Raw genomic sequence first — 23456 nt, 5'->3', positions numbered from 1 at the left:
CTTCAGAATTTACTTACAACGTCAGAATGAGCTTTGCAGCTTGATCCCGCCGATGAGCGCGTCATCCACCTGGGCCACGGCTCCGGGGTGACGGATGTATTGCAGGTTCGGGCGCACCGTCAGCCACTGGGTGACATGGATGCCGTAATAGAGCTCAGCGCTGTATTCCGTGTGTTGAATCGGCAGGTAGGATGGGTCATCGAAGTCGTATACCGCGTGGGCCTGGTTGCTTGCCTCGGCATTCTTGCGGTAGGCCGGGTTGACGTGCACCCGGGCCACGGCGAAACCGATATCGTCCTTGGCGCGGGCGTCGAACAGGCCCTTGTAGACCACGCCGGCTTGCACGTAGTTATCCACAGCGTTGGTTTTCTTGTCGTGCATCGTGCCGTTGGCGAACACGTTCAAGCCCCGCGAATGGTCGCTGGCCAGGCTGGTGACTTGCTGCTGCACCCCCAGCCACACCCCGTGCTTGCTGGAGGCGCTGCGATAGGCCTCGCCGCTGAGGGCTGCCGGCTGGTCGTTGCGGTCTTTATACACATCGCTGGCCTTGGCGCTGCTGTAGTAGTAGCCGGCGCGGTATTCGCCGGGCAGGCCGTTCAGCGTAGGCGTCCACACCAGCTCAACCGGGAGCAGGGCGCCTTGGGTGCCGCTGCCGCTGAGCTTGAAGCCGTTGCCGCGATCGAGGTTGGACGGGTTCTGTTCGTAGGCGCCGACCTGGGCGTACAACTCGGGCGTCAGGTGATATTTGACCCGCAACGCCCACTGGCTCACCGGCCAGTTGTACCAGATGCTGCCAACCCAGTTACCGACCTGCGAGCCGCAGAATGCGAGGTTCTGGAAGTCGCAGGGGAAGCTGTTGAAGTCTTCACCTTCGCCAAAGCGCCCGGCCTTGATGTCGAGCTTTTGGTCGAAGAATTTCTGCTGGTACCACATCTGCGTCAGGCGCCAGGTCTGGCCACGGCCCCAGACTTCCTGGGACGAGGTAAAACCGCCCACACGCGGATCGTTGACCCGGTCATTGGTGATGTTGTTGCCGCTGCGCTCGGTTACCGTCAACTGGAACTCGGCGTCGTGCCAGCCGAGGATCTTCTGCAGATCCAGGTGCGTGCCCAGGCCGAATTGGTCGCTGTAGCGCGCAGTGCGGTCGTGATCCGAGCCGCCGTGCAGGTTGCTGCCCATTTCGCCGGTGTAGTCGAATTTGAAGTCGTAGCCTAGTTGAGACAGCGCTGTCCGAGTGCCGCCGAAATCACCCAGCATCCACGGTGATTCAGCGTCAAAGGCAGGTGCGGCCTGGGCACAGTTGATCAGGCCGAACGGTAACAGCGCAGCGCACAGGCGCAGGTTTGGGAAAGCAGGCATAGGCAAAATGGGGTCTTAATATTTTATGGTTTTGAAACGCAAACAGCGGCCTGGCGCGTTCGCACAAGGGCGTTGAACACGGGCGGTCGATGGTTTGGTGGAATGATGAAACGTTTCAGTTTGTTGCTGACAAGGATAAAGCCCTGGCGCGGGGAGAGAAAGGGCTAAACGGAAGATGGATTCTTTCGGATTTGGTAATAGTGCGCTGGATCGTCGGATTTGGTAGCAATCTGTGCGTTGGTTTGTGTTTGAGGGCGTGGTTATCTGCGTCACCAAAACAGATGGGGGGTCGACATGGAAGGCGACGACAACGTGGGTGAGGCAAAGGCCGTAACAGCCGGGGAACTAGTCATTATTCTCGGTCAGTATCACAGTGCAATTGCTAGGCTCGGCTCCGGCATCATTAGCTTGTCCGGTGCGCTCAAACATAGTGAAGACGTGGATGTAAAACAGGCGGCAGATGAAGCATGGGTGAAGCTGAATGAGTTTATCGACTGCATGGAAGGTGTAGCTGATGGACTGAATGCTTTGACCCAAAAGAAGGAGGCCTGAAATGGCGAATGACCTCAAGGATAATGTGAGCTATCTTCGCCAGGAGTACCGTCAAGGTTCGTCATCAGGCTACGACCGCAAAGGCGGCGCAGGCGGTGGGGGCAACGGAGGAGAAAACGATTTGGAAAAGCGTATTTCACAAGTTGAGGCAAGATTGGAGCGCGTCGAGACGAAGCTGGATGGCATGCAGGAGCACATGGCCACCAAGTCCGATCTGATGCAGACCAAAATCGACCTGCTCGAAGCAACCTCCAGGTTGGATCTCTCAATCGCCAATTTCAGAACGGATATGCAATCGTTGGAAACCCGACTGCTGAAATGGTTTGTCGGAACAGCTGGCGCCTTGTCTGCCATCGCCTTTGGCGTCGCCCGACTCGTCCACTGACGTTTTCCGTTCGAAGCCCGGCTTCCCGCCGGGCTTTCTGGTTTTTAAGCCAACTTCGCCAAACACTCTTCAAGAATATCCAGCCCTTCCTCCAGCACCGCCGCTTCAATCGTCAACGGCGCCAGCAGGCGGATGATATGCCGCGATTTGCCGCTGGGCATCAGCAACAAACCCGCCTCGCGGGCCAGTGCCAGCAGTTGGGCCAGTTGTTGTGGCGCCGGGCTGCCGTCGGCGTTGGCCAGTTCGATGCCACGCATGGCGCCCACGCCGGTCAAGCGGCCGAGGTAGGGGGAGAGCCTTTTCGAACACCATGATTCATAGCGACTGACGATCGCTTCTTCCTGCTGCGCGCCCCAACCTTGCAGGTGCTCGTCCGTCATTTCATCCAGGGTGGCCAAGGCCGCCGCGCAGGCAATCGGGTTACCGGAGTAGGTGCCGCCGAGGCCGCCTTTGGGCAGGTTGTCGAGCAATGTCTTGCGACCCACCACCGCACCCAACGGCACACCGCCGGCGATGCTTTTGCCCAGCAGGATCAGGTCCGGTTCGATGCCCAGGCGTGAGAAGGCGAAGCGCTGGCCGGTGCGGCCGAAGCCGGACTGGATTTCATCGGCAATCAACAGGATGTTTTTCTCATCGCAGAAGCGTCGCAGGGCCTGGGCAAATTCCACGTCCAGCGCCAGGAAACCACCTTCGCCCTGCACGGGTTCGATGATGAAACAGGCCACGTCGTCGACGTCGATTTCCACGCTGAACAGGCGGTCCATCGCCTTGAGTGCTTCGCCGCAGGTCACGCCGTTGTCGCGGCTGGGGTAGGGCAGGTGGAACACCGGCCCCGGCAATACGCCGACTTTTTGCTTGTAGGGCGCGACCTTGCCGTTGAGATTGAGCGTCGCCAGCGTGCGCCCATGAAACGCACCGTCAAAGGCGATGACGGCGGTGCGGCCAGTGGCGCCGCGGACAATTTTCAGGGCGTTTTCCGCCGCTTCCGCTCCACTGTTGGTGAGCATGCCACTGACCGGGTAATCCACCGGGATGAATGCGGTAAGACGGTCCATCAGTTCGATGTAGGGCGCGTGAGGCGCGGCATTGAAGGCGTAGTGGGTGAGCCTGGTGGCCTGGTCGCGGATCGCCTCCACCACACGCGGGTGGCAGTGGCCCAGGTTGAGCACGCCGATGCCGCCGACGAAATCGATGAAGCGCTTGCCGGTGGTGTCCCAGACTTCGGCGTTCCGGCCATGGCTGAGGCTGATGGGGTGGACGATGGAAATCGACTGGCTGATGGTTTCGCGGCTCATGGATCCGGGACTCAAGAATAGGATGCGTCCTTTTATCTAAGCCGTGAGCCGCCTTGCCCCGCAAACGAAATAAAGTCGCCGGATCATTATTAAAAGTCGGGATGTGCTATGGCGAGGGAGCAAGCTCCCTCGCCACATCCACCATCCAGTTCAGGAACGCCTTCACTTTCGGGATCTCCCCGGCATGTTCGGCATGGGCGATAAAGTGCGCGCCGGCACTCGGCATTCTGTAATCCCAGGGGATCATCAGGCTGGCGTTCGCCAATTCCTCGGCCACCAGATACTGCGGCACCAACGCCACGCCGTACCCCGATTGCGCGGCGCGGATGCACATGTAGAACGTGTCGAAACGCGGCCCGTGGTAGCTGTTTTGCGAGTGCAGGCCCTGTTCCAGAAACCACTCGTGCCAGGCTTCCGGGCGCGAGGTGCATTGCAGCAAGGTGTGGCGGGACGAGGCGTCGCTGCCAGCGGCAACAAACCCGGGGGCACAGACCGGCACCACGGCTTCGCGAAACAACTCGATGCAAGTTGCCCCCGGCCACGCTCCCTGGCCGAAGAAAAACGCGATATCCGCCTTGGCCTGCAACACGTCGAACGGCTCCAGTTCGTTGCGCACGTCCAGATGGATATTGGGATGGCGCGCGGCAAAATCCTTGAGCTTGGGCACCAGCCAGCGGTCACCGAAGGTCGGCTGGGTGGCGATGCGCAGCACTTCGGTCTCGCCACCGTAGGTGAGGATGTAGCGGCTGGAAATATCCACCTGGTTGAGGATCTTGCGTACTTCCTCCAGGTACAGCGAGCCCGCCGGCGACAGGTACAAACGCTGGCGCACCCGCTGGAACAGCGGGTGGCAGAGCATCTCTTCGAGCTGTGCCACCTGCTTGCTCACCGCGCTCTGGGTCAGGTGCAGTTCTTCGGCAGCGCGGGTGAAACTCAGGTGGCGGGCGGCAGCTTCGAAGCACTGCAGGGCGGTCATCGAAGGGGTCAAGCGTTTCGAGATCATGAGAAGTTCATTCCAAATCGGAAGGAGCCTTTGCCTAAACGTCGTTTGTGGCCAAGGTGTAAAGCCGTTGATACTGACCGGCAACACTATAAACGGCGCGGGTTTGTGGCGCCGAATAATAAAGACCGACAGGGAGCGCCTTGCATGAAGCACATGAAATCCACGTTGGCGGCATTCACCGCCGCAGCACTATTGGGGCTGGCCGCAAGCGCACACGCGGGGGCGACCCTGGATGCGATCCAGAAGAAGGGTTTTATCCAGTGTGGGGTCAGTGATGGGTTACCGGGTTTTGGCGTGCCGGACGCCAACGGCAAGATGACCGGCATTGATGTGGACGTGTGCCACGCCGTCGCCGCAGCACTCTTTGGTGACGCGTCGAAAGTGAAGTTCAGCCAGTTGACCGCCAAGGAGCGTTTCACTGCGTTGCAATCCGGCGAGATCGACCTGATTTCCCGCAACACCACCTGGACCAGTTCCCGTGACGCGGGCATGGGCATGGTGTTCACCGGCGTGACCTACTACGACGGCATCGGGTTCCTGGTGAACACCAAGCTCGGTGTGAAGAGCGCCAAGGACCTGGACGGCGCGACCATCTGCATCCAGGCCGGCACCACCACCGAGCTGAACGTCTCGGATTACTTCCGCGCCAACGGCCTGAAGTACACGCCGATTACCTTCGACACTGCTGACGAAAGTGCCAAGGGCCTCGAAGCGGGCCGCTGCGACGTGCTCACCACCGACCAGTCGGGGCTGTACGCCCAGCGGATCAAGATGGCTCACCCGGATGAGTTCGTCGTATTGCCTGAAGTCATTTCCAAGGAGCCATTGGGCCCGCTGGTGCGCAAGGGCGACGACGAGTGGTTCAGCATCGTCAAGTGGACGTTGTTCGCCATGCTCAATGCCGAGGAAATGGGCATCACTTCGCAGAACGTTGAAGAGCAAGCCAAGTCCAGCAAGAACCCGGACGTCGCCCGTTTGCTCGGCGCAGACGGTGACTACGGCAAGGACCTGAAACTGCGCAAGGACTGGGTCGTGCAGATCGTCAAGCAAGTGGGCAACTACAGCGAGGTGTTCGAGCGCAACATCGGCCAGGGCAGCGTGCTGAAGATCAAGCGCGGCCTTAATGCCCTGTGGAGCAACGGCGGGATCCAATACGCGCCGCCGGTTCGCTGAGGTTTCACGAAGAAACCGTGTCCTTGCCCGCCGCCTTGGAGCGATACAACGCCTGATCGGCCCTGGCCATCAGGCAGGCGGGTGACTCATCGTTGCGTCGCTCTACCACGCCGAGGCTCAACGTCACTTTGAAGCTGCCCACGGCGGGCAAGTCCTTGAGCGCACAGCGCATTCGCTCGGCCAATTCCCGCGCGGTCTCCAACGTGCTTTTGGGCACGATGACCATGAATTCATCGCCGCCCCAGCGGGCCAGCAAGTCGCCGTGGCGAATGCAGGCCTCCAGGCATTCCACCACGCGCACCAGGGTTTCATCGCCTACGGCATGGCCGTGCTGATCGTTGATGGGCTTGAAGTCGTCAATGTCCATGGCGATCAGCGACAGCGGCAGGCGAAACCGTTGGGCGCGAGCGCACTCTTCCAGCAGGACGCGTTCAAGGCGGTAACGATTGGCCACGCGAGTCAAGGCGTCGCGTTCGGCCAGGGAGCGATTCTCGTCCAGTTGCAACTGCAGTTGTTGATTGACCCGCGACAGCTCGCGGGTGCGCTCGGCCACCAGGGCTTCAAGGGATTGATTGCGGCGCTCCAGCTGTTCGATGGACTGTTTGCGCGCCTGGATACTGCGGTGGGCGCCGACCATGCGTGCCACCGAGCCGTCGTCGTTACGTGCGATCACGTAGCCGCGGTCTTCGATCCACAGGTAGGAGCCGTCTTTCTTGCGGCAGCGGTATTCGGCTTGATAGTGAGTGGTGCGGCGGTTGATGTAGTTATCAAACAGCACCATCACTTGGGGATAGTCATCGGGATGAATCACGTTTTCCCAGGTGAATACGCTGTTTTCCAGGGAGTGATGGGCATAGCCGAGCATTTCGTACCAGCCGGGGTTGCGGTAGACGAACCCGGTGTTGGCGTTCCAGTCCCAGATCCCGTCGCTGACCAGCTCCATGATGGCATGCAGCATGTCGGCGTTAAGGTCGCAAAAGTCCTTCCTTGACGGTTCGCTGCCGGATGTATCGTCCATTGCGCACTCCCTGCGTGGACTGGCTCCTGGGGCCAGCCAAAATTGATGCCGATACTCCGTGGCTGGCGGTACTGTACAACGGCGCCTTGGCGCTTAGAAGGGGGTCTTTGGTCTAGTGAGAATGTGGCTAAAAGCCACTACTTGCTTGGGTTCAGCTTCTGATCAGGCGCCGCCATCCTGGTCCTGGGCGCCCCATTGGCATTGTGCTGATAAATCGCCTCAGGCTGCCCCTGCCGGTTAAAAAACACCTGCCCGATCCCGGCAGAATTCCAGAGCCGTTCGCCCGCTTCAGCGTGTTCCGGAATATGCGGCACTACCTGCATGAGTCGGCGACGGGTGAACCAGTTCAGCGGTGAGCGCGGTGAGTAGAGCCATCGATTGAGACGGTCGAACCATTCCAGCAAGCGCGGCGGGAATTCGTTCTTGATGCCGCTGCTGGTGATCTGCCAGATTTTTGGACCGGCATTGCGGTGGCGAATCAGCACTTCATAGACGAACGAGTAGTGCACGTCTCCCGAGAGGATCACGTAGTTGCCCGGTGTGCGGGAGTGACGAAAGATGTTGAGGATCACCTGTGCCGCGCCGCGGTGGGCCATCCAGTTTTCCGCGTCCACCAGCAGCGGGTAGCCGCACCAGCTGAAGGCCTTCTGTACGGTTTCGATCAGCTTGACGCCGAAGATCGGCGCCGGTGAAACGATGATCGCGCAAGGGTGATCCAGCAGCTCCTGTTGCAGTTCGCTCAGCGCTTCCCAGTCCAGCAGGCCGGAGGGTTGCTTGAGGTTGAACTCGCTGCGCCAGCGCCGGGTACGGGTGTCGAGCACTACCAGTGCGGGGGTGGTGGGCAGCACGTAATGCCATTGCTGGAACTTCAGCAGGTCATCCACCAGCTCATCTTGAGCGACAGGCTGCAGGTAGTTGTCGTGGGCCTGTGTGGTGAGCGCCAGGGTTTTGCCGATCACCGTATCGAACGCATCCGGGTTATTGCCCCAGCCCTGGCACAGCATGTAGGCCAGCAGTGCGTTGCCGATGATGCGCTTGGAGAACGGATGCCCGTAGGCGGTTTCTTCCCATTGGGCGCTGAGGTTCCAGTCGTCGGTGATGTCGTGATCATCGAAGATCATCAGGCAGGAGAGGTGGGCGAACACCCTGGCCACGCCACCCAGGCCGTCACGGAACGTGTCGATCTGCACTTGCTCGTGCCCATAGCGTACGTGCCCTTCGGCGCGCAGTTGCGGCGCTTGCGGGGTGATCAACTGCCACGGTACGGGCGACCACGCCAGCAGGTACATCGCCATGACTTCGGCAAAAGTCACCAAGTGGTTGTCGGCGCTGCTGCTGGTGAAAATAGGCTTCTTCACCCCGCCAAAAAAACGCTCGCGCAGGGTCTCGTTGCTCTTCAGGGCGGGCAACAGGTCGGCTCGATGGTAGTAGCTGGCGGCATGCTCATAAAGCGCGGCGCTGTTGTCGACGACGGCACCGTCGAGGTGTTCATCGAACAGGCCGAGGCGCGTGATCAGGGCATGAATGGCCCGCAGCATCGGCCCCGCGACATCGTCGGCGTAGACCTGGTCGCCACTCATCATCAACAAGGCCGGGCGTTCCTCCAGGGTGTTCGATGCGGCCAGCAGCCGGTCGACACACAGCAAACCGTCGGCTGCGCTGTGATGGGGCTTGCGGCAGGAACCGTGGACCAATTGGTGGATGCGGCTGTGCAGGACGAAATGCGGGCCTTGTGCGCCCGGGTAGAGCAGGTGCGGCGCCCATTCGGCGATACCGGCACGGTTTACCAGCAGGTCGTAGCCGATGCTCACGTCCTGGGGCAGGGCTTCCGCCAGCGGTACGTCGATCAGATGGATAAAGGCCTGGCGCCCGACGGGCACCACCTTGCATTGGCTGGCGTCCAACTCGATATCGAGCGCCGCGCCTTGGGCGACTTGCAGCCTCAGGGTCAATGCCAGGGGACGACTTCCCACCAGCCACATCACCAGGCGCCGCGGTTCCAGGCGTCGCAGCAACGGGCCGGCGAGTACAGCGGGAAGTGTGTCGGGGTGAGGCATCAAGGCAACGGCTCTGGGCAAGGTTGGGCCGAAAAGGTAACGCATTGAATGTCAGCGTTTTGTTAAGGCGCGATACCCGGGCGAGCCGCAAATTACCCGGCGCCCACTGGCCCGGGCTATAAACCTTTCATCTCAAATCATGACTGCGTGGCGCAGGTCTCGCCTTCGGCAATCATCCAGCGCAGCACTTCGGCCAGGGCCACACTGTGCTGGCGCTCGACCCAGCGCACACCCTGCGGGCTGTACCGTTCGACATAGCGGCTCAGCACCAGGCGGCCCTGCTCCGACGACAGGCTCAGGCGAGTCTCCCGGCAGAGCAGCGCGCTGGTCCCGCGTTTACGAACCTGACGTTGCAGGACCAGTGAGCTTGATTCAGAAATCATCGCCGGCTCCCTGTGCACAATTATCGGCCTGAGGCGACGTCGCCCCCTGCTTGCCCTCCAGCACAAAGGCCGCGCGGTGTTCGGCCACCACGTTACGCAAGGCACTGTAGTAGTCCGGCAGCTTTTGCAGGCTGTCGGTCAGCGGCAGCAACGAGGCGCGCGTGTCCACTGTGCCACCCACCAGGCTGATGGTGCCCAGGGTTTGCACGGTATCGCTGTCGCCCAGCGGCGCCACCAGGAAGTTCAGGACCTTGCCCGCCGCATCGCGGCTGTTGCCGGTGCCCAGCAACGGCAGTTCGACAATCGGCCCGTTGCCAATCCCCCACACGCCAAAGGTCTGGCCGAAATCGGCGGTGTGGCGAGGGATGCCCAGCGGGTCCGAGACATCAATCAAGCCGACGATCCCCACGGTGGTGTTCACCGCAAAACGTCCCAGGGTGTTGATCGAACGCCGTGGGTTGCCTTGCAGCAGGTCGTTGATGAAGACCTTGGGCTCGCTGAAGTTGCTGGCGAAGTTATGCACACCCTGCTGGAAAAACTCCGGCATGTATCGGTAGCCTCGGGCTACAGGCGCCAGGGCGTAGTCATCCACCGCGCGGTTGAAGGCGAACACGCCCCGGTTGACTGGTTCGGCGGGGTCATACACCGGGTAGGAAACCTGTGCGCAGCGTGTGGTACTCGTTACGTTGGCCGGGCTCGCGCAGCCTGTGAGGTAAGACACAGTCAGCAACAACACCGCCTGGCGAGCCAGGTGCTGGGGATACGTCAGCGAGCGCATGGGGTCAGTCTCCGGGAAAAGGAAGCCGATGCTGGCAGCCGCAGCTTGCGCAAAGATGTCTGCTTTATTGCGCCGTTGACGCTTTATTGCACGATTGAAATATATGACGGGCCGCGTCGAATGGTTTTAGATGGCGCATCGACAAGACCAAGTGATGCCCATCGGTGAGCCATCTTTTAATCGTGGACGATGACCTCGAGGTCCTCGCCCTGCTGAAGAAATTCTTCCTGCAACATGGCTACACGGTCGAGACCGCCGCCAATGGCGCCGAGCTGTGGGCGGCCATGGAGCGTACACCTGCCGACCTGATCATCCTCGACCTGATGCTGCCGGGGGATAACGGCCTGTTGCTGTGCCAGCGCCTGCGCCAGCAATACGCAACACCGGTGATCATGCTGACCGCCATGGGCGAACTGAGTGATCGCGTGGTGGGCCTGGAAATGGGCGCCGATGATTACCTGAGCAAACCTTTCGATGCCCGTGAATTACTTGCCCGGGTGCGCGCCGTACTGCGTCGGGCGGGTGAAAACCGGCCGACGTTGGGCGACGTGTCGCGCCCGCTGATTCGTTTCGCCGGCTGGCAACTGGACCTGACGCGCCGTGAGTTGCGCTCGCCGGACCAGGTGATGATCCCGTTGTCGTCCGGCGAGTTCGACCTGCTGCTGGTGTTCGTCGAACACCCTCAGCGCGTACTGACCCGCGAGCAATTGCTGAACCTGGCGCGGGGCCATAGCCACGACGCGTTCGACCGCAGCATCGACGTGCAGGTCAGCCGCCTGCGACGCAAGCTGGAGTTCGACACCAAGCGCCCGGCGATGATTCGTACCGTGCGCAACGGTGGTTACCAGTTCACCGTCGCGGTGACCCGCTCTTGAGCCGCTTCAAACCCCGGGACACCGTGGCCCGCTGGATTGCCCTGACCATCCTGATTGCGATGCTCACTGCGCTGGCCTTCAATGCGCTGTTTGTGCAACTGGCTGGCGTTTGGGCCAGGCCGCCGTTGGGTGAAACCGGCCTGTTGGAGAAGGTCGCGGTGATCGTGCGGATGATCGAAGCGGCAGAGCCGTCCCAGCGCGCGCAACTGACTCGGGCAGTGGCCGATGACAGCTTCAATGTGAGTTGGTCGGCCACCCGCACAGGCATTGATGTGCCGGTTCTGGAAGACCCAGGGTTTCACTCCGACCAGGTGTTCAAACAGCTGCTCAAGGGGCCGGAGCGGCGGATGGAAGCCTACGAACCGTCCGACTGGCCTGGCCCCGGCGGGCGCTATGCGCTGGTGGTGCAACTGGTGGATGAATCCTGGCTGATGTTCAGCGCGCCGTCGCGCAGCTGGGGCCTGGCGGAAGGCCCGCGAAGCCTGATCGTGCTGATGCTGGTACTGATTTCCACCGCGCTGGTCACGCTGATCGCCACCCGGCGCCTGGCCCGGCCGCTGCAGTATTTCGCCCAGGGTGTGCGACGTTTCGGCGCCGACTTTCGTGCGCCGCCTATCGAGCCGGTCGGCCCCCAGGAAATCCGCCAGGCGATTCTCGCGTTCAACGGCATGCAGGCGCAGTTGCAGCACTTCATCCAGGACCGCACCCAGATGCTCGCCGCGATTTCCCATGACCTGCGTGCGCCGCTGACCCGCCTGCGCCTGCGGGGGGAATTCATCGAAGATGCCGACCAGCAGCACCGCCTGTTCCGGGATGTCGACGAGATGCAGGCGATGATCAACACCGCGCTGGAATTCTTTCGCGACGATGCGCGTCTGGAACAGGCTACCCAACTTGACCTCGCTGAGTTGCTGCAAACGCTGATTGACGATTACCGCGACCAGTCCATCGACATCACCTTCAATGGCCCGCCACGGCTGGTGTATTTCGGTCGCCCGCTGGGGCTCAAGCGAGTGATGACCAACCTGATGGACAATGCGATCCACTACGGGCGGGCGCCGGAAATCGAACTGCAACAGAGTCCGGGCGTGGTGACGATACGGGTACTGGACCGTGGCCCGGGCATCCCGCAGGAGCAGCATGAGCAGGTGTTCCTGCCGTTCTTTCGGCTGGAAGGCTCACGCAATAAAAGTACCGGCGGGGTCGGTTTGGGCCTTTCCACGGCACGGGCGATTGTCCTGGAACACGGTGGAACGCTGACGTTGGAGAATCGCCCGTGTGGCGGGTTGGCCGCCGTGGTGGTGTTGCCGGTTTAGGAAGGCTTAAACCCTCACGGCAAATTGCCTTTTCCCAGATCAGTCAGATTACCGCTATTCGACTGAAAACTTTGCTGGTTGGAACTGCTACGCGAGGGCTCATCGTTTGGTTTGGGGGCCGGCTGAATAGGTTGGACGGGTTGAGTGGCTTGAGGCGAATGAGTGGGCCCATTGAAGGATTGGATATGGAAAGCGCTGCCAATGATTGGAAAGGACATAGATTTTGGCTCTCATTAGAAAGGACGTGAAGTGTGCGCATTCACCTCCCTTTGAGTGCGTCCTGATCAGTGGCCCTGGCCCGGTCCGGCGTTCCGGGCCTTTGGGTTTCCATATGCTTCGCCGTCTCGATGAGGCGCCGTTTCAAGCCGGCTTGGGCACCGTAAACCGAAACTCGCTGCCTCGCCCCAACTCACTCTCAGCCTCGATCCGCCCGCCGTGGGCCTGCACGATGCCTTGGGTGATGTACAAGCCCAGGCCGCTGCCGGTGGGATTGTTTTCGGTTTGCGTCCAGTAGCGATCAAACACGTGAGGCAACTGATCAGGGGCGATCCCTTCGCCGGAGTCACGCACCGAAAACACAATCTCTTCGCCATTGCTCAACGCACTGATGCCGATATTGCCCTGGCGCGGGGTGAACTTGATGGCGTTGCCGATCAGGTTCGACAGCACCTGGAACAACCGTTCCGGGTCGGCATGGATTTGCAGCCCGGGTTCGGCATTGAAGGACAGGTCGATGCCCTTTTCCATCGCCAGGGGCGCGAGCAGTGAATAGGCCTCCTCGAACATCTGGCTCACGTCCAGGGCCACCGGCTTGACGGTGTAGCGCCCGGCTTCGATCTTCGAGGTGTCGAGCAAATCTTCCAGCAGCACATTCATGCGCCCGGCGGCTTGTTGCATGGTATCGATGGCCGAGGAAATCCGTCGCGAGGTGTGTGGGCCATCGGAACTGAAGGCTTTTTGCATCATGCCGCAGAGCATCGAGATCACCGTCATCGGGTTGCGCAGGTCGTGGGAAACCACCGCCACCAGTTCATCCCGGGCGCGCACCGCCTGTTGTTCACGCAGCACCTGGCGGGCCAGGTCATTTTCCAGGGCCGAGCGGCGCAGGTCGTTGGCGGCGAAGCGGTCACCGTGGCTCCATTTGGTGGAAATGCCGGCCATCTCCACCTTCCAGATTTCAAACGAGGTGCGTGGGCGAAGGTGCAGGCCCGCGTCGGTGCTTTCCAGGTCCAGGGGTTTGTTCGGGTCGCCGCTCCAGTTGATGTTTTCCTTCACTTCGGGACGAAACCACAACACGCCGTTGTCCACCGGCTTGGGCAAGCTCATGGCCAGCACGCCACTGGCTACGTGCTGGTATTCAGCCGCCGGCGGGTAAACCGAGGCCAGGTTATGGCTGGCAAACACCGGCTGCCCGGTCTCTTGCAGCCACTTGTGCAGGGCGCGAATCTGCGCAGGTTCCGGGCAATTGCCGTAGCGGTGCAGTTGCTTGTCTTCGATGATTGCCACACCGCCTGCGAGGGTCAGGTCCATCAGCAATTGCGGACGCTGCGCCAGGCCATCGAAGACGTTTGCGGGCGAGGCCTGCATGGCCTGGCTGAGCAAGGCCAGGGCCTCGACTTTTTCTTCGCGCTGGCGGCTTAGGTCCAGGGCCTCCATGGCGCTGATCTGCAACGACAGCACCTGGCCGATGGTCTGGCACGCGGTGCGCAAATCATTGGGCACCAGCAGCGGCTGGCGGTTGCCGCAACTGATCAGGCCCCAGAGTTTGTCGCCGGCCATCAGGGAGATGCTCATGGACGACAGCACCCCCATGTTTTTCATGTACTGGCAGTGAATCGGCGACACGCTGCGCAGGGTGGCGAAGCTCAGGTCCAGGGGCTGGCCGGTGTCCGGGCGCAGCCTGGGCACCAGCGGCACTGCCTCGTAATCGGCATTGGGGATGATCCGCAGCCAATTGGTGCGGTACAGCTCCCGGGCTTGTTCGGGGATGTCAGACGCCGGGAAGAACAGGCCGTTGAACAATTCCATCGACGGGGCGGACGCTTCGGCGATCACCTGGCCGTGGCCTTCCTCTTCGAAACGATAAATCAGCACCCGGTCGTAGCCGGTCATGGCCTGGATTTCGTTGACGCTGATTTCATACAAGGCTTGCAGGGTTTTCGCCGCCTGCAGGCGTTGAAGCATCTTGCCCAGGTTGCTGGTCCGGCCATTGAGTGCCCGCGGCTGGAAGTCCTTGAGCCGTGGTTCGAACTCCAGCACCAGCACATCCTGATGGCGGTGCAGCAAGCCTTCGAACTCGGCGCCGTTGAGGGTCATGTGCAGCGGTGCGGCGTCGAAAAAGCTGTTTTGCGTGACCATGGCCCGGACGGCTTCGGCATGTTCAATGCCGATCAATGTGTGCAGCGGCTGGCCCAGCAGGGATTCCGGCGAGTGGTTGAACAGTTCGGCTACGTTGGCGCTCACCTGCACGATATGCAGGTCCGGCTCGGACAGGGTCAGCAGCGCACCGTGGGGCTGGATGGCCCCCGGGAAGCGGATGGGTTCGTCTGCACAGTTGGCAAGCAACTCTTCAAAATCTTCGGGTTTCATAGCAGTACCTCCTGGCTGTCGAGCCATTGCTCAAAGCAGCTGAATGTCGAGCGGGCCGCGTTCACGGCGCGCAGTTTGGCGTGCGCATCGAGGGGCACATGGCTCAGGTAGTCGAGAAAGTCTTTCCAGCGCCGACCGGTTTCAGCGCCGTACACGTTGAGAAACGCGCCGCCGTTGTCGGCATCCAGTCCCAGGCGCTGGGCCATTTCCCGGCGCAGGATTTGCCCGCCCAGGGTGGCGCCTTCCAACACATACAGCGCGCCCAGGCAGGCGGCCGGCGTGTCGAGGAGCGGTAGCGACAGGCAATGGGGAAGGGCGGCGATGGCTCGGGCGTCCAGGCCCAGGGCGTGAAGATCCGTCAGCAGGGTGGGAGTTTTGCGACGCAGCACCTGATCAAACCCCACGGGGATCAAGCCGCTGTCGTTCAGCGTCGTTTCCAGAGGGTTGTAGAACCCGTAATAGGCCTGGAGCAGGCGTTTATACCGAGTGTGATCCAGCTGCGGGGAGAAAAACGGCAAGCGCTTTTCCAGGGCGACGTGCAGTAAAGCGGTACCCGAGCGCAGGGCTTCAAGTACAGGGGGCGCACCAACGTCATGGGCCTGTGAATGCATTCAGTAAACTCGAACTGGGGGCCTGCTGGCCATGTAAGGTTGCTTAATAACTGACCGCAGGAGTCGCCGTGAAGTTCGCCTTGGCTGATATCGCGATGCTATCAGTGCATGGGCGAACCCTGCACCAGGGCCGACTGCACGCAGTCGATCAGGCGCTTGGTGGTCCACGGCTTGGGCAGGAACCGCACGGTGCTGCCCAACTGCGAGGCCATTGCGGTGTTGCCCGAGGTCAGCACCACCGGCAGCGTCGGCCAGCGATGGGCGACTACTTTGCTCAAGTCGTAGCCATTGAGCAGGCCGGGCATCTGGATATCGCTGACAATCAAGTCTACCGGATCACTGGCTCGTTCAAGAAAAATCATTCCTTCGTCTGCGGACGGGAACGAGGTCACCACCGCGCCGAAATCCTCCAGTACATCTACCATCAACGAGCGAATGATTTCGTCGTCTTCCAGCACCAATATCGATGGCTGAGCCATGATCCTTACTCCACCATCCGGGTTAAGTAAGGTGGAGTGGGGCGCCGTCGATTAGGTTCGATTGGATGTTTTTTTTGCGATGGGTGGTCATTTGGTTGTCTTTGAATTGCGTCAGGGCAGGGCGCTCCACTGGCGAAACCTGCTAGAAGCGTTCATCCAGCAGCGCCGGCAACGTCAGCTCCTTGACGAAACTGGCGCCGGACAGGCTCAAGACCATACGCACCACCTGCACCACGTCATGCACCGGAATCAATTGGCCCTCACCGCGCTGTTCGGCCTGGGTGCGTGAGGTGCTCAAGGAATCTTCGGTATTCAGATAGCCCAGGTTCAGGCAAGTGACGCCCAGGCGCTGCTGGCGATAGCCTTCACGCAGCGCATCGGCGATGCCGCGCAAGGCGAATTTCGAGGCGCCGAACGCCACTTCGGGCCGGCCGCTCTGGGGCAGTCCCGAGGTCGAGCCTGTGAGGATGATGCGCGGCTGTGGGCTCTTCAATAACACCGGCAGCAGCCGCTTGATCAACAACAGCGGTGCGGTGATGTTGCAACTGACGATGGCTTCCAGTTGCGTGTCCTCGTCGGTGAGATAGCTGTACGCCGGATCAAACGCCCGCGCCTCCCAGATGCCCAGGTTATAGATCAGTGTGTCCAGCCCGCCTGCCTCCACCGCCTGCTCGATGACGTGCGCCGCTTGGCCAGGCACGCCAAGGTCTGCTTCCACCCAGCGCACCTCGGCGCCAGTGCTGCACATCAAGGGATCAGGGCGACTGCGGGACACCCCGATCAGCGTATCCCCAACCCCGCCCAGCCCTTCCATCAAGGCCCTGCCCAATCCTTTGCTTGCACCGACCACCATGGTTTTCATCGCTTGTCTCCTGAACCGCTGTGCCGAGAGGAGCGGGCATGCAAGCAGAGTGGTGGGGTGATATCAATTGAGTGGCTGTTTCCAGATGTTAATCTCAGGTGTTTCAACGATCCCGGGTTGCCTCATGCTCACTGTTATCCGACTTGCCGCCGCACCCGACGCAGTGTGTTTACCTGCAATAGAGCGCAGTGCGGCCCAGTCCTTTCGTGCGATCGAATCCTTGAGCTGGCTGGCCGATGCCGAGGTCATGAGTGTTGAACGTCATCTGCAGTTGATCGCGTGGGGTACGTGTTGGGTGGCGGTGGATGCTGCTGGCCAGGTCCAGGGTTTTCTCAGTGCACAGATGTTTGATGACGACCTGCACATCCATGAACTGTCGGTGGCGCAGGTCATGCAGGGCCGTGGCGCAGGGCGGCAATTGCTTGAGGCCGTGATGAATGAGGCAAGTTTGCGCCTGTTGCGGGCCGTCACCCTCACCACGTTTCGCGATGTGCCCTGGAATGCCCCGTTCTACCAGCGGCTGGGATTTCAGCCAGAGCGCTCGCTGGCGCCGGATCATCGTTTGGCAGAGGCTCTGCGCGAGGAGTATCGTCACGGTTTTGCGCCGGGCAGTCGCTGTGCCATGTCATGGCAAGTCCCCAGCTGAACCGGCACAACGGATGGAAAGTTACCCATGAAGTACGTCGTATTATTCAGCCTCGCCCTGATTGCCGGTCTCGTCAGCCTGCCGGCAGCGGCGGCGGGAGACGCCGAAGCCGGTGGAAAGTTATTCAGCAAAACCTGCGGCGGTTGCCATAGCGTCGGCGAAAATGCCCGGGGCGGTTTCGGGCCGCAGCTCAACGGCATCATTGGCCGCCCGGCCGGCACGACCACTGATTACCAGTATTCAGATGCGATGAAGAATTCAGGCGTGGTCTGGACGCGGGACAAGCTGGCCGCCTACATCGAGGCACCGAAAAAGGTCGTGAGCGGCACCCGGATGATTTTCTGGGGGATCAGCGATCAGGAGAAAATCGACAACTTGCTGGCGTACCTTGCGACATTTCAGGCGCAATAAACACCGATCCCAAGACAAGGATTTCACTCCATGGTCGCACCGCGTATCCGGGCGCTTGCCCTTTGTATCTTTCACCGCAACGGTCGAATTCTGGTTCACGAATTCCAGGATGCGGTGAAACAGCAGACAGTCTTTCGCCCCATCGGTGGCGGCATCGAATTCGGTGAACACAGCGCCGAGGCCATCGTGCGAGAAGTCCAGGAGGAACTGGCGCAGCCGATTCACAGCCTGCGCCTGCTCGGCACGCTTGAAAGCATCTTTACCTACGACGGCCACCCCGGACACGAGATCGTCCAGGTCTACGATGGTCAATTTGCGGATCAGAGCCTATACGAGCAGCCGTATCTTGACGGTGCTGAAAGCAACGGTTTTGCGTTCAAGGTGAGTTGGAAGGGCAGCTCAAGCTTCACCGCGCAGTCGCCACTGGTACCGGAAGGGCTTTACGCGCTGCTCAAGGGCGCCGCGCTACTGGATTGACGGCACGCGTCCCGATAATGCCTCGGGGCCTTTCCTGTCACTCGCTTGAAGGCGTTGCTGAACGCACTTTCAGAACCGTACCCCAACGACTGCGCTAACACGCCCACTGACAGATTCCCCTCGCGCAACGCTCGTTGCGCAAGGCGCATGCGCCACTCGGTCAGGTACGCCAACGGTGGTACCCCGGCAACGCTCTTGAAGTAGTGCGAAAAGGTGGTGCGCGACATCGCAGCCGCCGTAGCCAGGTCTTCCAGTGTCCAGGCACGCTCCGGCTCGCTGTGCATCAAGCGCAGCGCGGGGGCCAGGCGCTTGTCGCTGACCGTGCGCAGCCAGCCTTCGGGTAATACGCCCGAGGTCTCGACATAGGCCCGCAGGATCTGGATAAACATCAACTGCGCCAGTTGCGCCGACGCCAAGCTTGCCCCGAGCAAATTGGCTTGCCCCTCATGTGCCAACTGGCCGAGTAGCCATTGCACGATTGTCGCTTGCGGCGACGTGGCCCGCACGTGGATCAGGGGCGGCAGCGCGTTGGCCAGCAGGCCGCCACTCTCCGGGTCCAGTTGCACGTAGCCGCCGATTTGCACACAGCCCTGGCCGTCACCGATTTGCGGGAAGCGGCCGGCGTCAGCGAATAATTGCCGCGCTTCCAAAGGCGCGACCGACACATCGCCTGCAAGCACAAACGAGCGTTGCGCACACAGCAGGAACACATCGCCCGCCTCAATCAACACCGGCGCCAGTTCGCCATCCATCCACAACCAGCACTGCCCCTTCACCACCCCGAAAAACTTGATCTTGTCCGGCGCGGGAAAACGCAGGGCCCAGGCGCCGCCCGCGCTGAATCCGCCGGTCATCACCGATTGGGCATTCACGAACGTGAGAATCTCGGAAAACGGGTCGCTGGGCATATTCGTACTTTTACGCATGTAAACGGGATGTTCGAGTATTCAGAGTACGGCTTTCGAGGGGTAGCGTGTTAACCACACGTCCAATGGAGACTCTGTCATGCCCACAGTACAAAAACCGATCCACAGCGGCTATGGAGCAGCAACCACCGCCGCCGAAGTCATCCGGGGCGTCGATCTCTCGGGCAAGGTGGCGATTGTCACGGGCGGCTACTCCGGCATTGGCCTGGTCACCGCCCGTACCCTGGCTGCCGCGGGCGCCCGCGTGATCATCCCGGCCCGTGACCTGGCCAAGGCACGCGCCGCACTCAAACCTTACCCACAGCTGCAACTTGAACCCCTGGACTTGATGGACGCCCAGTCCATCGAACAGTTTGCCGAGCGCTTTCTGGCGAGAGGCTGCCCGCTGCACCTGCTGATCAATAACGCGGGCATCATGGCGCCGCCGCTGAGCCGCAATGCCCTTGGCTACGAATCTCAGTTTGCGACCAACCATCTCGGGCATTTCCTGCTTACCCAGCGCCTGTGGCCGGCCTTGCAGCGCGCCGAAGGTGCACGGGTGGTGACGCTGTCCTCACGGGGGCATGTGCACGGCGCCGTCGACTTTGACGACTGGAATTTCGAGCGCCAGGCCTACGATCCATGGAGGGCCTACGGTCAGTCCAAGACTGCCAATGCGCTGTTCGCCGTGCATCTGGATACGCTCGGTGCGGCGAGTGGGGTACGGGCTTTTGCGGTGCATCCCGGTGGAATCATTACCGATCTGGTGCGGCACATGAAGCCTGAAGTCTTGCAGGCATCAGGCTATGTCGACGAGCACGGGAAACCGGTGATCGACCCTGAGCGGAACATGAAAACCCCGGAGCAAGGCGCGGCCACCAGTGTGTGGTGCGCGGTGAGTGGGCAGTTGGCGGGAATGGGCGGGGTCTATTGCGAGAACTGTGATGTGGCGGCGGCAGTGAGTGCGGAATCGGAAGAGCAGTTGGGTGTCAGGCCGTGGGCGGTGGATACCGGGTTGGCGCAGCGGCTGTGGATACTTAGCGAGCAGCTTGTCGCAGGGCGATAGGCCGCAGTGTGGGGTCAGCTCACTGACCCCATCGGCCCATCAAAAACCCTGCGGCGTTTCTCCGCGCGCCAAACGCGCATTGATATCGTCGATCACCGCCGGCAGTTCGACGATGGTGTCGATCAGGTAATGCGGCCGCGAGCCCTCGAACATCTGTGTAATGCGCGCACGCTCCAGCGCCAGCTCAGCAGCAGGCAGCGCCTTGTATTGCTCGTAGGTCAAACCCAGTGCGTTGCCGGAACAGGTCAACGCCACCGTCCACATGCCGGCGCTACGGCCTTCCAGGATCCCCGGCCAGGTGTCGTCGACCTTCACGCACGCGGCCACATCGCTGACCCCCAGGGCAATCACGTTGGCCAGTGCCTGCGCCGGATGCGGGCGCCCGTTGGGCACTTCGTCGGTCGCCACCACATGGTCGGCGACGTAGCCGTTCTGTCGCGCCAGCTCGACCACCTTGGCCATCACCACCGCCGGGTACCCGGAGCAGGAGCCAATCTTCAAGCCCTGCCCGCGCAGGGTGTTGATCGCCTCAAGGGCGCCGGGAATGACCGCCGAATGCAGCGCGATTTTCTCGATCTGCAACGGCATGAAGCGTTCATACAGTGCGGTGACATCCTCGTCAGTCGGCAAGCGATCAAATACCGCCCGATAACGCTCGGCAATCTGTGGCAGGTTGCACAAGGTGCGGATGTGATCCCACTTGCCCATGCCCATCGGGCCGCGGGCTTCCTCCAGGGAAACGGCGACGCCGAACTCGCCGAACGCCTCGACAAAAATCTGCGTGGGGGCGAAGGAACCGAAGTCGACGACGGTGCCGGCCCAGTCCAGGACCACGGCTTGCAGCTTGGAAGGTTGTTGGTAGTGCATGGCAAGTCTCCATTTTCAGGTGTGAGCAGGCCGTCCCTCTCTCAAAGAAGAGGTAAGCGCCTGGTGAGGGTTTAAACGGTCAAGACGATCAGGTGGCCGGGATCGGGCTGGCCTCGAATAGCTCGGCGATCATCGGTCGGTTGCGGCGGATGCCCAGGCAACACAAGTGGTAGTCGATGAAAAACGGATGGTCGACGAAGGTGATCGGCGTGGTGCCCGGGGTTTCGGCGTATTCCACGGCAGACACAAAGCCGATGCCGATGCCCTTGGTGATCGCGTGCACAATGGCTTCGCGACTGTTCAGCTGCATCACGCAGTTCACGGCGATGCCCTGGCGCTTGCAGCTTTCTTCCACCAGTTGCCGGGTGCGTGAGCTTTTCTCGCGCATCACCCACTTTTCGCGGCTGATCTGTTCCACGTGCACCTCTTTCTGCCGGGCCCACGGGTGGTCATCGCGCACCACCGCAATAATCGGATAGCGCCGGTACAGCTGGGTATCGAAGCGCTGGTCGAACTCCGAAAGGGCCAGGATCGCCACGTCGATATCGAAGTTGAAGAGCCGGTCCAGGGTTTCCTTTTCCGGGGAAAACGAGGTTTCCAGTTCGATGTCCGGGTGGCGCTGCATCAGCTCGTAGGTCAGGTTCATCGCGATCGGCGGCGACACCGCGCCCAGGCGCAGCAGTCCGGTCTTGCGCTGCTTGAAACTCTGCAACAGTTGCATGGCTTCATCCTCCTGGCCGAACAGCCCCTGGGTGATCCCGTAAAGGGTGTGCCCGGCGGCACTCATCTCGATAAACCGCCCGCGACGGTGGAACAGCTCCACCGAGAACTGCTTCTCCAGCCCGTTGACCTGCTCGCTGACCGTCGGCTGGCCGACGCTCAGGTATTCGGCGGCGAGGGTGAAACTGCCGGTCTTCGCCACCGCATGAAACGAGCGCAGCCACTTGTGGTACTGGTACATAACGAGTCCTGTTCCTGAGGTCCGCCGGGCCGGTCATCAACGTCGGATAAACAACGCCACCGCTGCGCTGCACAGGCAGGCCGAGGTCACGACGATGAAGATCAGCGAGGTATTGCCGGTACTGTCGAGCATACTGCCGATCAGCGGTTCCGCCAGGCCGGCGAACAGATAGGATGAGAAATTCATCACGCCCGTGGCCGTACCCGCACGCTTGGCGCCGACCAGGTCCGGGCACAGCGCCCAGAAACTCGACGCCGGGCCATACACGAAGAACCCGCAGAGGAACAACGCTACCAGGCCGATTGCGCTGTGGGGCGGCAAACTCCACATCCACAGGCTGGTGGCGGCGCCGAGGAACATGTAGAGCATGATCGCCAGGTAGCGTTTGGAGCCGAACAGCTTGTCCGAGACCCAGCCGTTGCTCAGGGCGCCGATGGCCATGCCCACCGGCAGGGCCACGGTGATCCACTTGGGGTCGATCATGCTGTCGCCGCTTTTCCAGTTGGCCCCGAGGAAGTGCACCGGCACCCAGACGATCAGGCCGTAGCGGGCGGCGTTCTGGAAACCCAGGGAGATCGCGGCGATGATCAGCCGCGGATTTTTCAGCACCGCCTTGTAGCGCTGCGCCGAGGATTCGACTTCGCCGTGGGCCACTTCATGATTCTTGTCTTCGGCATTCGCCACGCCAGTATCGGCCAGGGGCTCGAAGCCCATGTCTTGAGGCCGCTCGCGGGCCACCAGGTAGAAAATAATGCCGCCCGCCAACATCAACAGCACCGGCAGGCGGAAGATCCAGCGCCATTCCAGTTGGAACACTTCCAGCACCACGATGGAGGTGACGTACGACAGGACCGAGGCGCACCCGGCCGCGAACACATAAAAGCCATACACCTTGCCGCGCTCGCCGGCGCTCCACCAATTGGAAATCAGCCGGCTGCCGGGTGCCCAGCCGAGGGCCTGGAAGTAACCGTTGATGCCCCACGGCAGGATCAGCCCGGCAAAGCCGCTGGCGAAACTGGTGACCCAGTTGGCCGCGCAGGACAGCACCGCGCCCAGGGTCATGATGCGGCGGCCGCCGAACTTGTCGGCGAGGTTGCCGTTGATTGCCTGGCCAATCGCGTAGGCCCAAAGCATCGCCGCGGAGGCCCAGCCGAGGGTTTCCTTGGTCAGGCCGAACTCGGCCTGGATCCCGGGGATGGCAAAGCCGAAGGTCTGGCGGCCGGTGTAGAAAAACAGATAACAAAACATCGCCGCCAGCAGCATGCGCCACTGGGCTACGCGAAACGATGAGGTACGGACGGCAGGAACAGGCAGCACGTGTGCACGATTCATGATGTTTTCCTTATTGTTATTCGCCCCGGCGACCGCAGCCGCTGGGGGGCACTCTT

Annotated in this window: 24 protein-coding genes; 9 read left to right on the top strand and 15 right to left on the bottom strand. The window is 61.3% G+C overall.

The genetic code is table 11. The annotated features are described in order from the left end of the window. Window positions 1-21: 21 nt before the first annotated feature. The gene (locus ACIOMR_RS19830; protein ID WP_087695158.1) at window positions 22-1359 is read right to left on the bottom strand and encodes a carbohydrate porin; all 1338 of its coding nucleotides are present in this window, start codon (window positions 1357-1359) and stop codon (window positions 22-24) included. Window positions 1360-1653: 294 nt separating this feature from the next. On the opposite strand from ACIOMR_RS19830, the gene ACIOMR_RS19825 reads away from it, so the two are divergent. Further along, window positions 1654-1911, top strand: a complete 258-nt coding sequence (locus ACIOMR_RS19825) for a hypothetical protein (RefSeq protein WP_003210383.1) — start codon at window positions 1654-1656, stop codon at window positions 1909-1911. Between the two features lies 1 nt (window position 1912). Then, on the top strand, window positions 1913-2296 hold the full coding sequence (locus ACIOMR_RS19820) for a DUF1640 domain-containing protein (protein WP_003210382.1): 384 nt from the start codon (window positions 1913-1915) through the stop codon (window positions 2294-2296). A 44-nt stretch (window positions 2297-2340) separates the two neighbouring features. On the opposite strand, the gene ACIOMR_RS19815 is transcribed toward ACIOMR_RS19820, so the two are convergent. Continuing rightward, the gene (locus ACIOMR_RS19815) at window positions 2341-3591 is read right to left on the bottom strand and encodes an aspartate aminotransferase family protein (protein ID WP_087695157.1); all 1251 of its coding nucleotides are present in this window, start codon (window positions 3589-3591) and stop codon (window positions 2341-2343) included. A gap of 106 nt (window positions 3592-3697) precedes the next feature. Next, window positions 3698-4594, bottom strand: coding sequence for a LysR substrate-binding domain-containing protein (locus ACIOMR_RS19810; protein ID WP_003210377.1), 897 nt, complete (start codon window positions 4592-4594; stop codon window positions 3698-3700). Between the two features lie 144 nt (window positions 4595-4738). Between ACIOMR_RS19810 and ACIOMR_RS19805 the strand changes: the two genes are divergently transcribed. Further along, on the top strand, window positions 4739-5767 hold the full coding sequence (locus ACIOMR_RS19805) for an amino acid ABC transporter substrate-binding protein (RefSeq protein ID WP_008438485.1): 1029 nt from the start codon (window positions 4739-4741) through the stop codon (window positions 5765-5767). A 4-nt stretch (window positions 5768-5771) separates the two neighbouring features. Here the strand turns inward: ACIOMR_RS19805 and ACIOMR_RS19800 are convergent, their stop codons facing one another. From ACIOMR_RS19800 to ACIOMR_RS19785, 4 genes are all read right to left on the bottom strand, one after another. Continuing rightward, entirely contained in the window at window positions 5772-6785 is a 1014-nt protein-coding gene (locus tag ACIOMR_RS19800) for a diguanylate cyclase (protein WP_023659140.1), read from the bottom strand. Between the two features lie 137 nt (window positions 6786-6922). Continuing rightward, a complete protein-coding gene (locus tag ACIOMR_RS19795; protein WP_401195936.1) occupies window positions 6923-8842 on the bottom strand; it encodes an alkaline phosphatase D family protein in 1920 nt (639 codons plus the stop codon). A 137-nt stretch (window positions 8843-8979) separates the two neighbouring features. After that, entirely contained in the window at window positions 8980-9225 is a 246-nt protein-coding gene (locus ACIOMR_RS19790; protein ID WP_003210371.1) for a hypothetical protein, read from the bottom strand. After that, window positions 9215-10003, bottom strand: a complete 789-nt coding sequence (locus ACIOMR_RS19785; protein WP_003210369.1) for a VacJ family lipoprotein — start codon at window positions 10001-10003, stop codon at window positions 9215-9217. The genes ACIOMR_RS19790 and ACIOMR_RS19785 overlap by 11 nt, the downstream gene beginning before the upstream one ends. A gap of 164 nt (window positions 10004-10167) precedes the next feature. Between ACIOMR_RS19785 and ACIOMR_RS19780 the strand changes: the two genes are divergently transcribed. Together ACIOMR_RS19780 and ACIOMR_RS19775 are read left to right on the top strand one after the other, a co-directional pair. Further along, window positions 10168-10878 (top strand): response regulator, encoded by a 711-nt coding sequence (locus ACIOMR_RS19780; RefSeq protein WP_023659139.1) that lies wholly within the window; start codon window positions 10168-10170, stop codon window positions 10876-10878. Continuing rightward, window positions 10875-12194: an ATP-binding protein gene (locus ACIOMR_RS19775; RefSeq protein ID WP_102368174.1), complete on the top strand. Its 1320-nt coding sequence runs from the start codon at window positions 10875-10877 to the stop codon at window positions 12192-12194. The genes ACIOMR_RS19780 and ACIOMR_RS19775 overlap by 4 nt, the downstream gene beginning before the upstream one ends. A 360-nt stretch (window positions 12195-12554) precedes the next feature. Here the strand turns inward: ACIOMR_RS19775 and ACIOMR_RS19770 are convergent, their stop codons facing one another. The 4 genes from ACIOMR_RS19770 to ACIOMR_RS19755 all read right to left on the bottom strand — a co-directional run bounded on the left by ACIOMR_RS19770 (window position 12555) and on the right by ACIOMR_RS19755 (window position 16735). Then, complete coding sequence (locus ACIOMR_RS19770; RefSeq protein ID WP_102605925.1) at window positions 12555-14783, bottom strand: ATP-binding protein; 2229 nt, start codon at window positions 14781-14783, stop codon at window positions 12555-12557. After that, the gene (locus tag ACIOMR_RS19765; protein WP_177069715.1) at window positions 14780-15394 is read right to left on the bottom strand and encodes a biliverdin-producing heme oxygenase; all 615 of its coding nucleotides are present in this window, start codon (window positions 15392-15394) and stop codon (window positions 14780-14782) included. Before ACIOMR_RS19765 ends, ACIOMR_RS19770 begins: the two co-directional genes overlap by 4 nt. 101 nt (window positions 15395-15495) lie before the next feature. After that, a complete protein-coding gene (locus ACIOMR_RS19760; RefSeq protein WP_003210361.1) occupies window positions 15496-15873 on the bottom strand; it encodes a response regulator in 378 nt (125 codons plus the stop codon). Window positions 15874-16015: 142 nt separating this feature from the next. Continuing rightward, entirely contained in the window at window positions 16016-16735 is a 720-nt protein-coding gene (locus ACIOMR_RS19755; protein ID WP_177021388.1) for an SDR family oxidoreductase, read from the bottom strand. A 124-nt stretch (window positions 16736-16859) separates the two neighbouring features. On the opposite strand from ACIOMR_RS19755, the gene ACIOMR_RS19750 reads away from it, so the two are divergent. Genes ACIOMR_RS19750 through ACIOMR_RS19740 form a run of 3 tightly spaced genes read left to right on the top strand, consistent with a single transcriptional unit; the run spans window position 16860 to window position 18269 of the window. After that, complete coding sequence (locus ACIOMR_RS19750) at window positions 16860-17381, top strand: GNAT family N-acetyltransferase (protein ID WP_401195929.1); 522 nt, start codon at window positions 16860-16862, stop codon at window positions 17379-17381. Window positions 17382-17408: 27 nt separating this feature from the next. After that, window positions 17409-17792, top strand: a complete 384-nt coding sequence (locus ACIOMR_RS19745; RefSeq protein WP_003210355.1) for a cytochrome c family protein — start codon at window positions 17409-17411, stop codon at window positions 17790-17792. A 30-nt stretch (window positions 17793-17822) separates the two neighbouring features. Then, window positions 17823-18269, top strand: coding sequence for an NUDIX hydrolase (locus ACIOMR_RS19740; protein WP_087695149.1), 447 nt, complete (start codon window positions 17823-17825; stop codon window positions 18267-18269). Here the strand turns inward: ACIOMR_RS19740 and ACIOMR_RS19735 are convergent. Next, on the bottom strand, window positions 18233-19195 hold the full coding sequence (locus ACIOMR_RS19735; protein ID WP_401195926.1) for an AraC family transcriptional regulator: 963 nt from the start codon (window positions 19193-19195) through the stop codon (window positions 18233-18235). The two genes, ACIOMR_RS19740 and ACIOMR_RS19735, sit on opposite strands and share 37 nt — an antisense overlap. 79 nt (window positions 19196-19274) lie before the next feature. Between ACIOMR_RS19735 and ACIOMR_RS19730 the strand changes: the two genes are divergently transcribed. After that, on the top strand, window positions 19275-20240 hold the full coding sequence (locus tag ACIOMR_RS19730) for an oxidoreductase (RefSeq protein WP_177081127.1): 966 nt from the start codon (window positions 19275-19277) through the stop codon (window positions 20238-20240). Window positions 20241-20279: 39 nt separating this feature from the next. Here ACIOMR_RS19730 and phnX read toward each other — a convergent pair whose 3' ends face one another. The 3 genes from phnX to ACIOMR_RS19715 all read right to left on the bottom strand — a co-directional run bounded on the left by phnX (window position 20280) and on the right by ACIOMR_RS19715 (window position 23400). Beyond that, window positions 20280-21107, bottom strand: a complete 828-nt coding sequence (gene phnX / locus ACIOMR_RS19725) for a phosphonoacetaldehyde hydrolase (RefSeq protein ID WP_401195923.1) — start codon at window positions 21105-21107, stop codon at window positions 20280-20282. Window positions 21108-21195: 88 nt separating this feature from the next. Continuing rightward, on the bottom strand, window positions 21196-22068 hold the full coding sequence (locus ACIOMR_RS19720) for a LysR substrate-binding domain-containing protein (protein ID WP_102368178.1): 873 nt from the start codon (window positions 22066-22068) through the stop codon (window positions 21196-21198). Window positions 22069-22104: 36 nt separating this feature from the next. Further along, window positions 22105-23400 (bottom strand): MFS transporter, encoded by a 1296-nt coding sequence (locus ACIOMR_RS19715; protein WP_003210345.1) that lies wholly within the window; start codon window positions 23398-23400, stop codon window positions 22105-22107. Window positions 23401-23456 lie beyond the last annotated feature (56 nt).

The sequence above is a fragment of the Pseudomonas sp. NPDC087814 genome, assembly GCF_044742865.1.
In the GTDB taxonomy this organism is placed as follows: domain Bacteria; phylum Pseudomonadota; class Gammaproteobacteria; order Pseudomonadales; family Pseudomonadaceae; genus Aquipseudomonas.
Note: the sequence above shows the minus strand (reverse complement) of the source record. Positions and strands in the feature narration are given on the sequence as shown.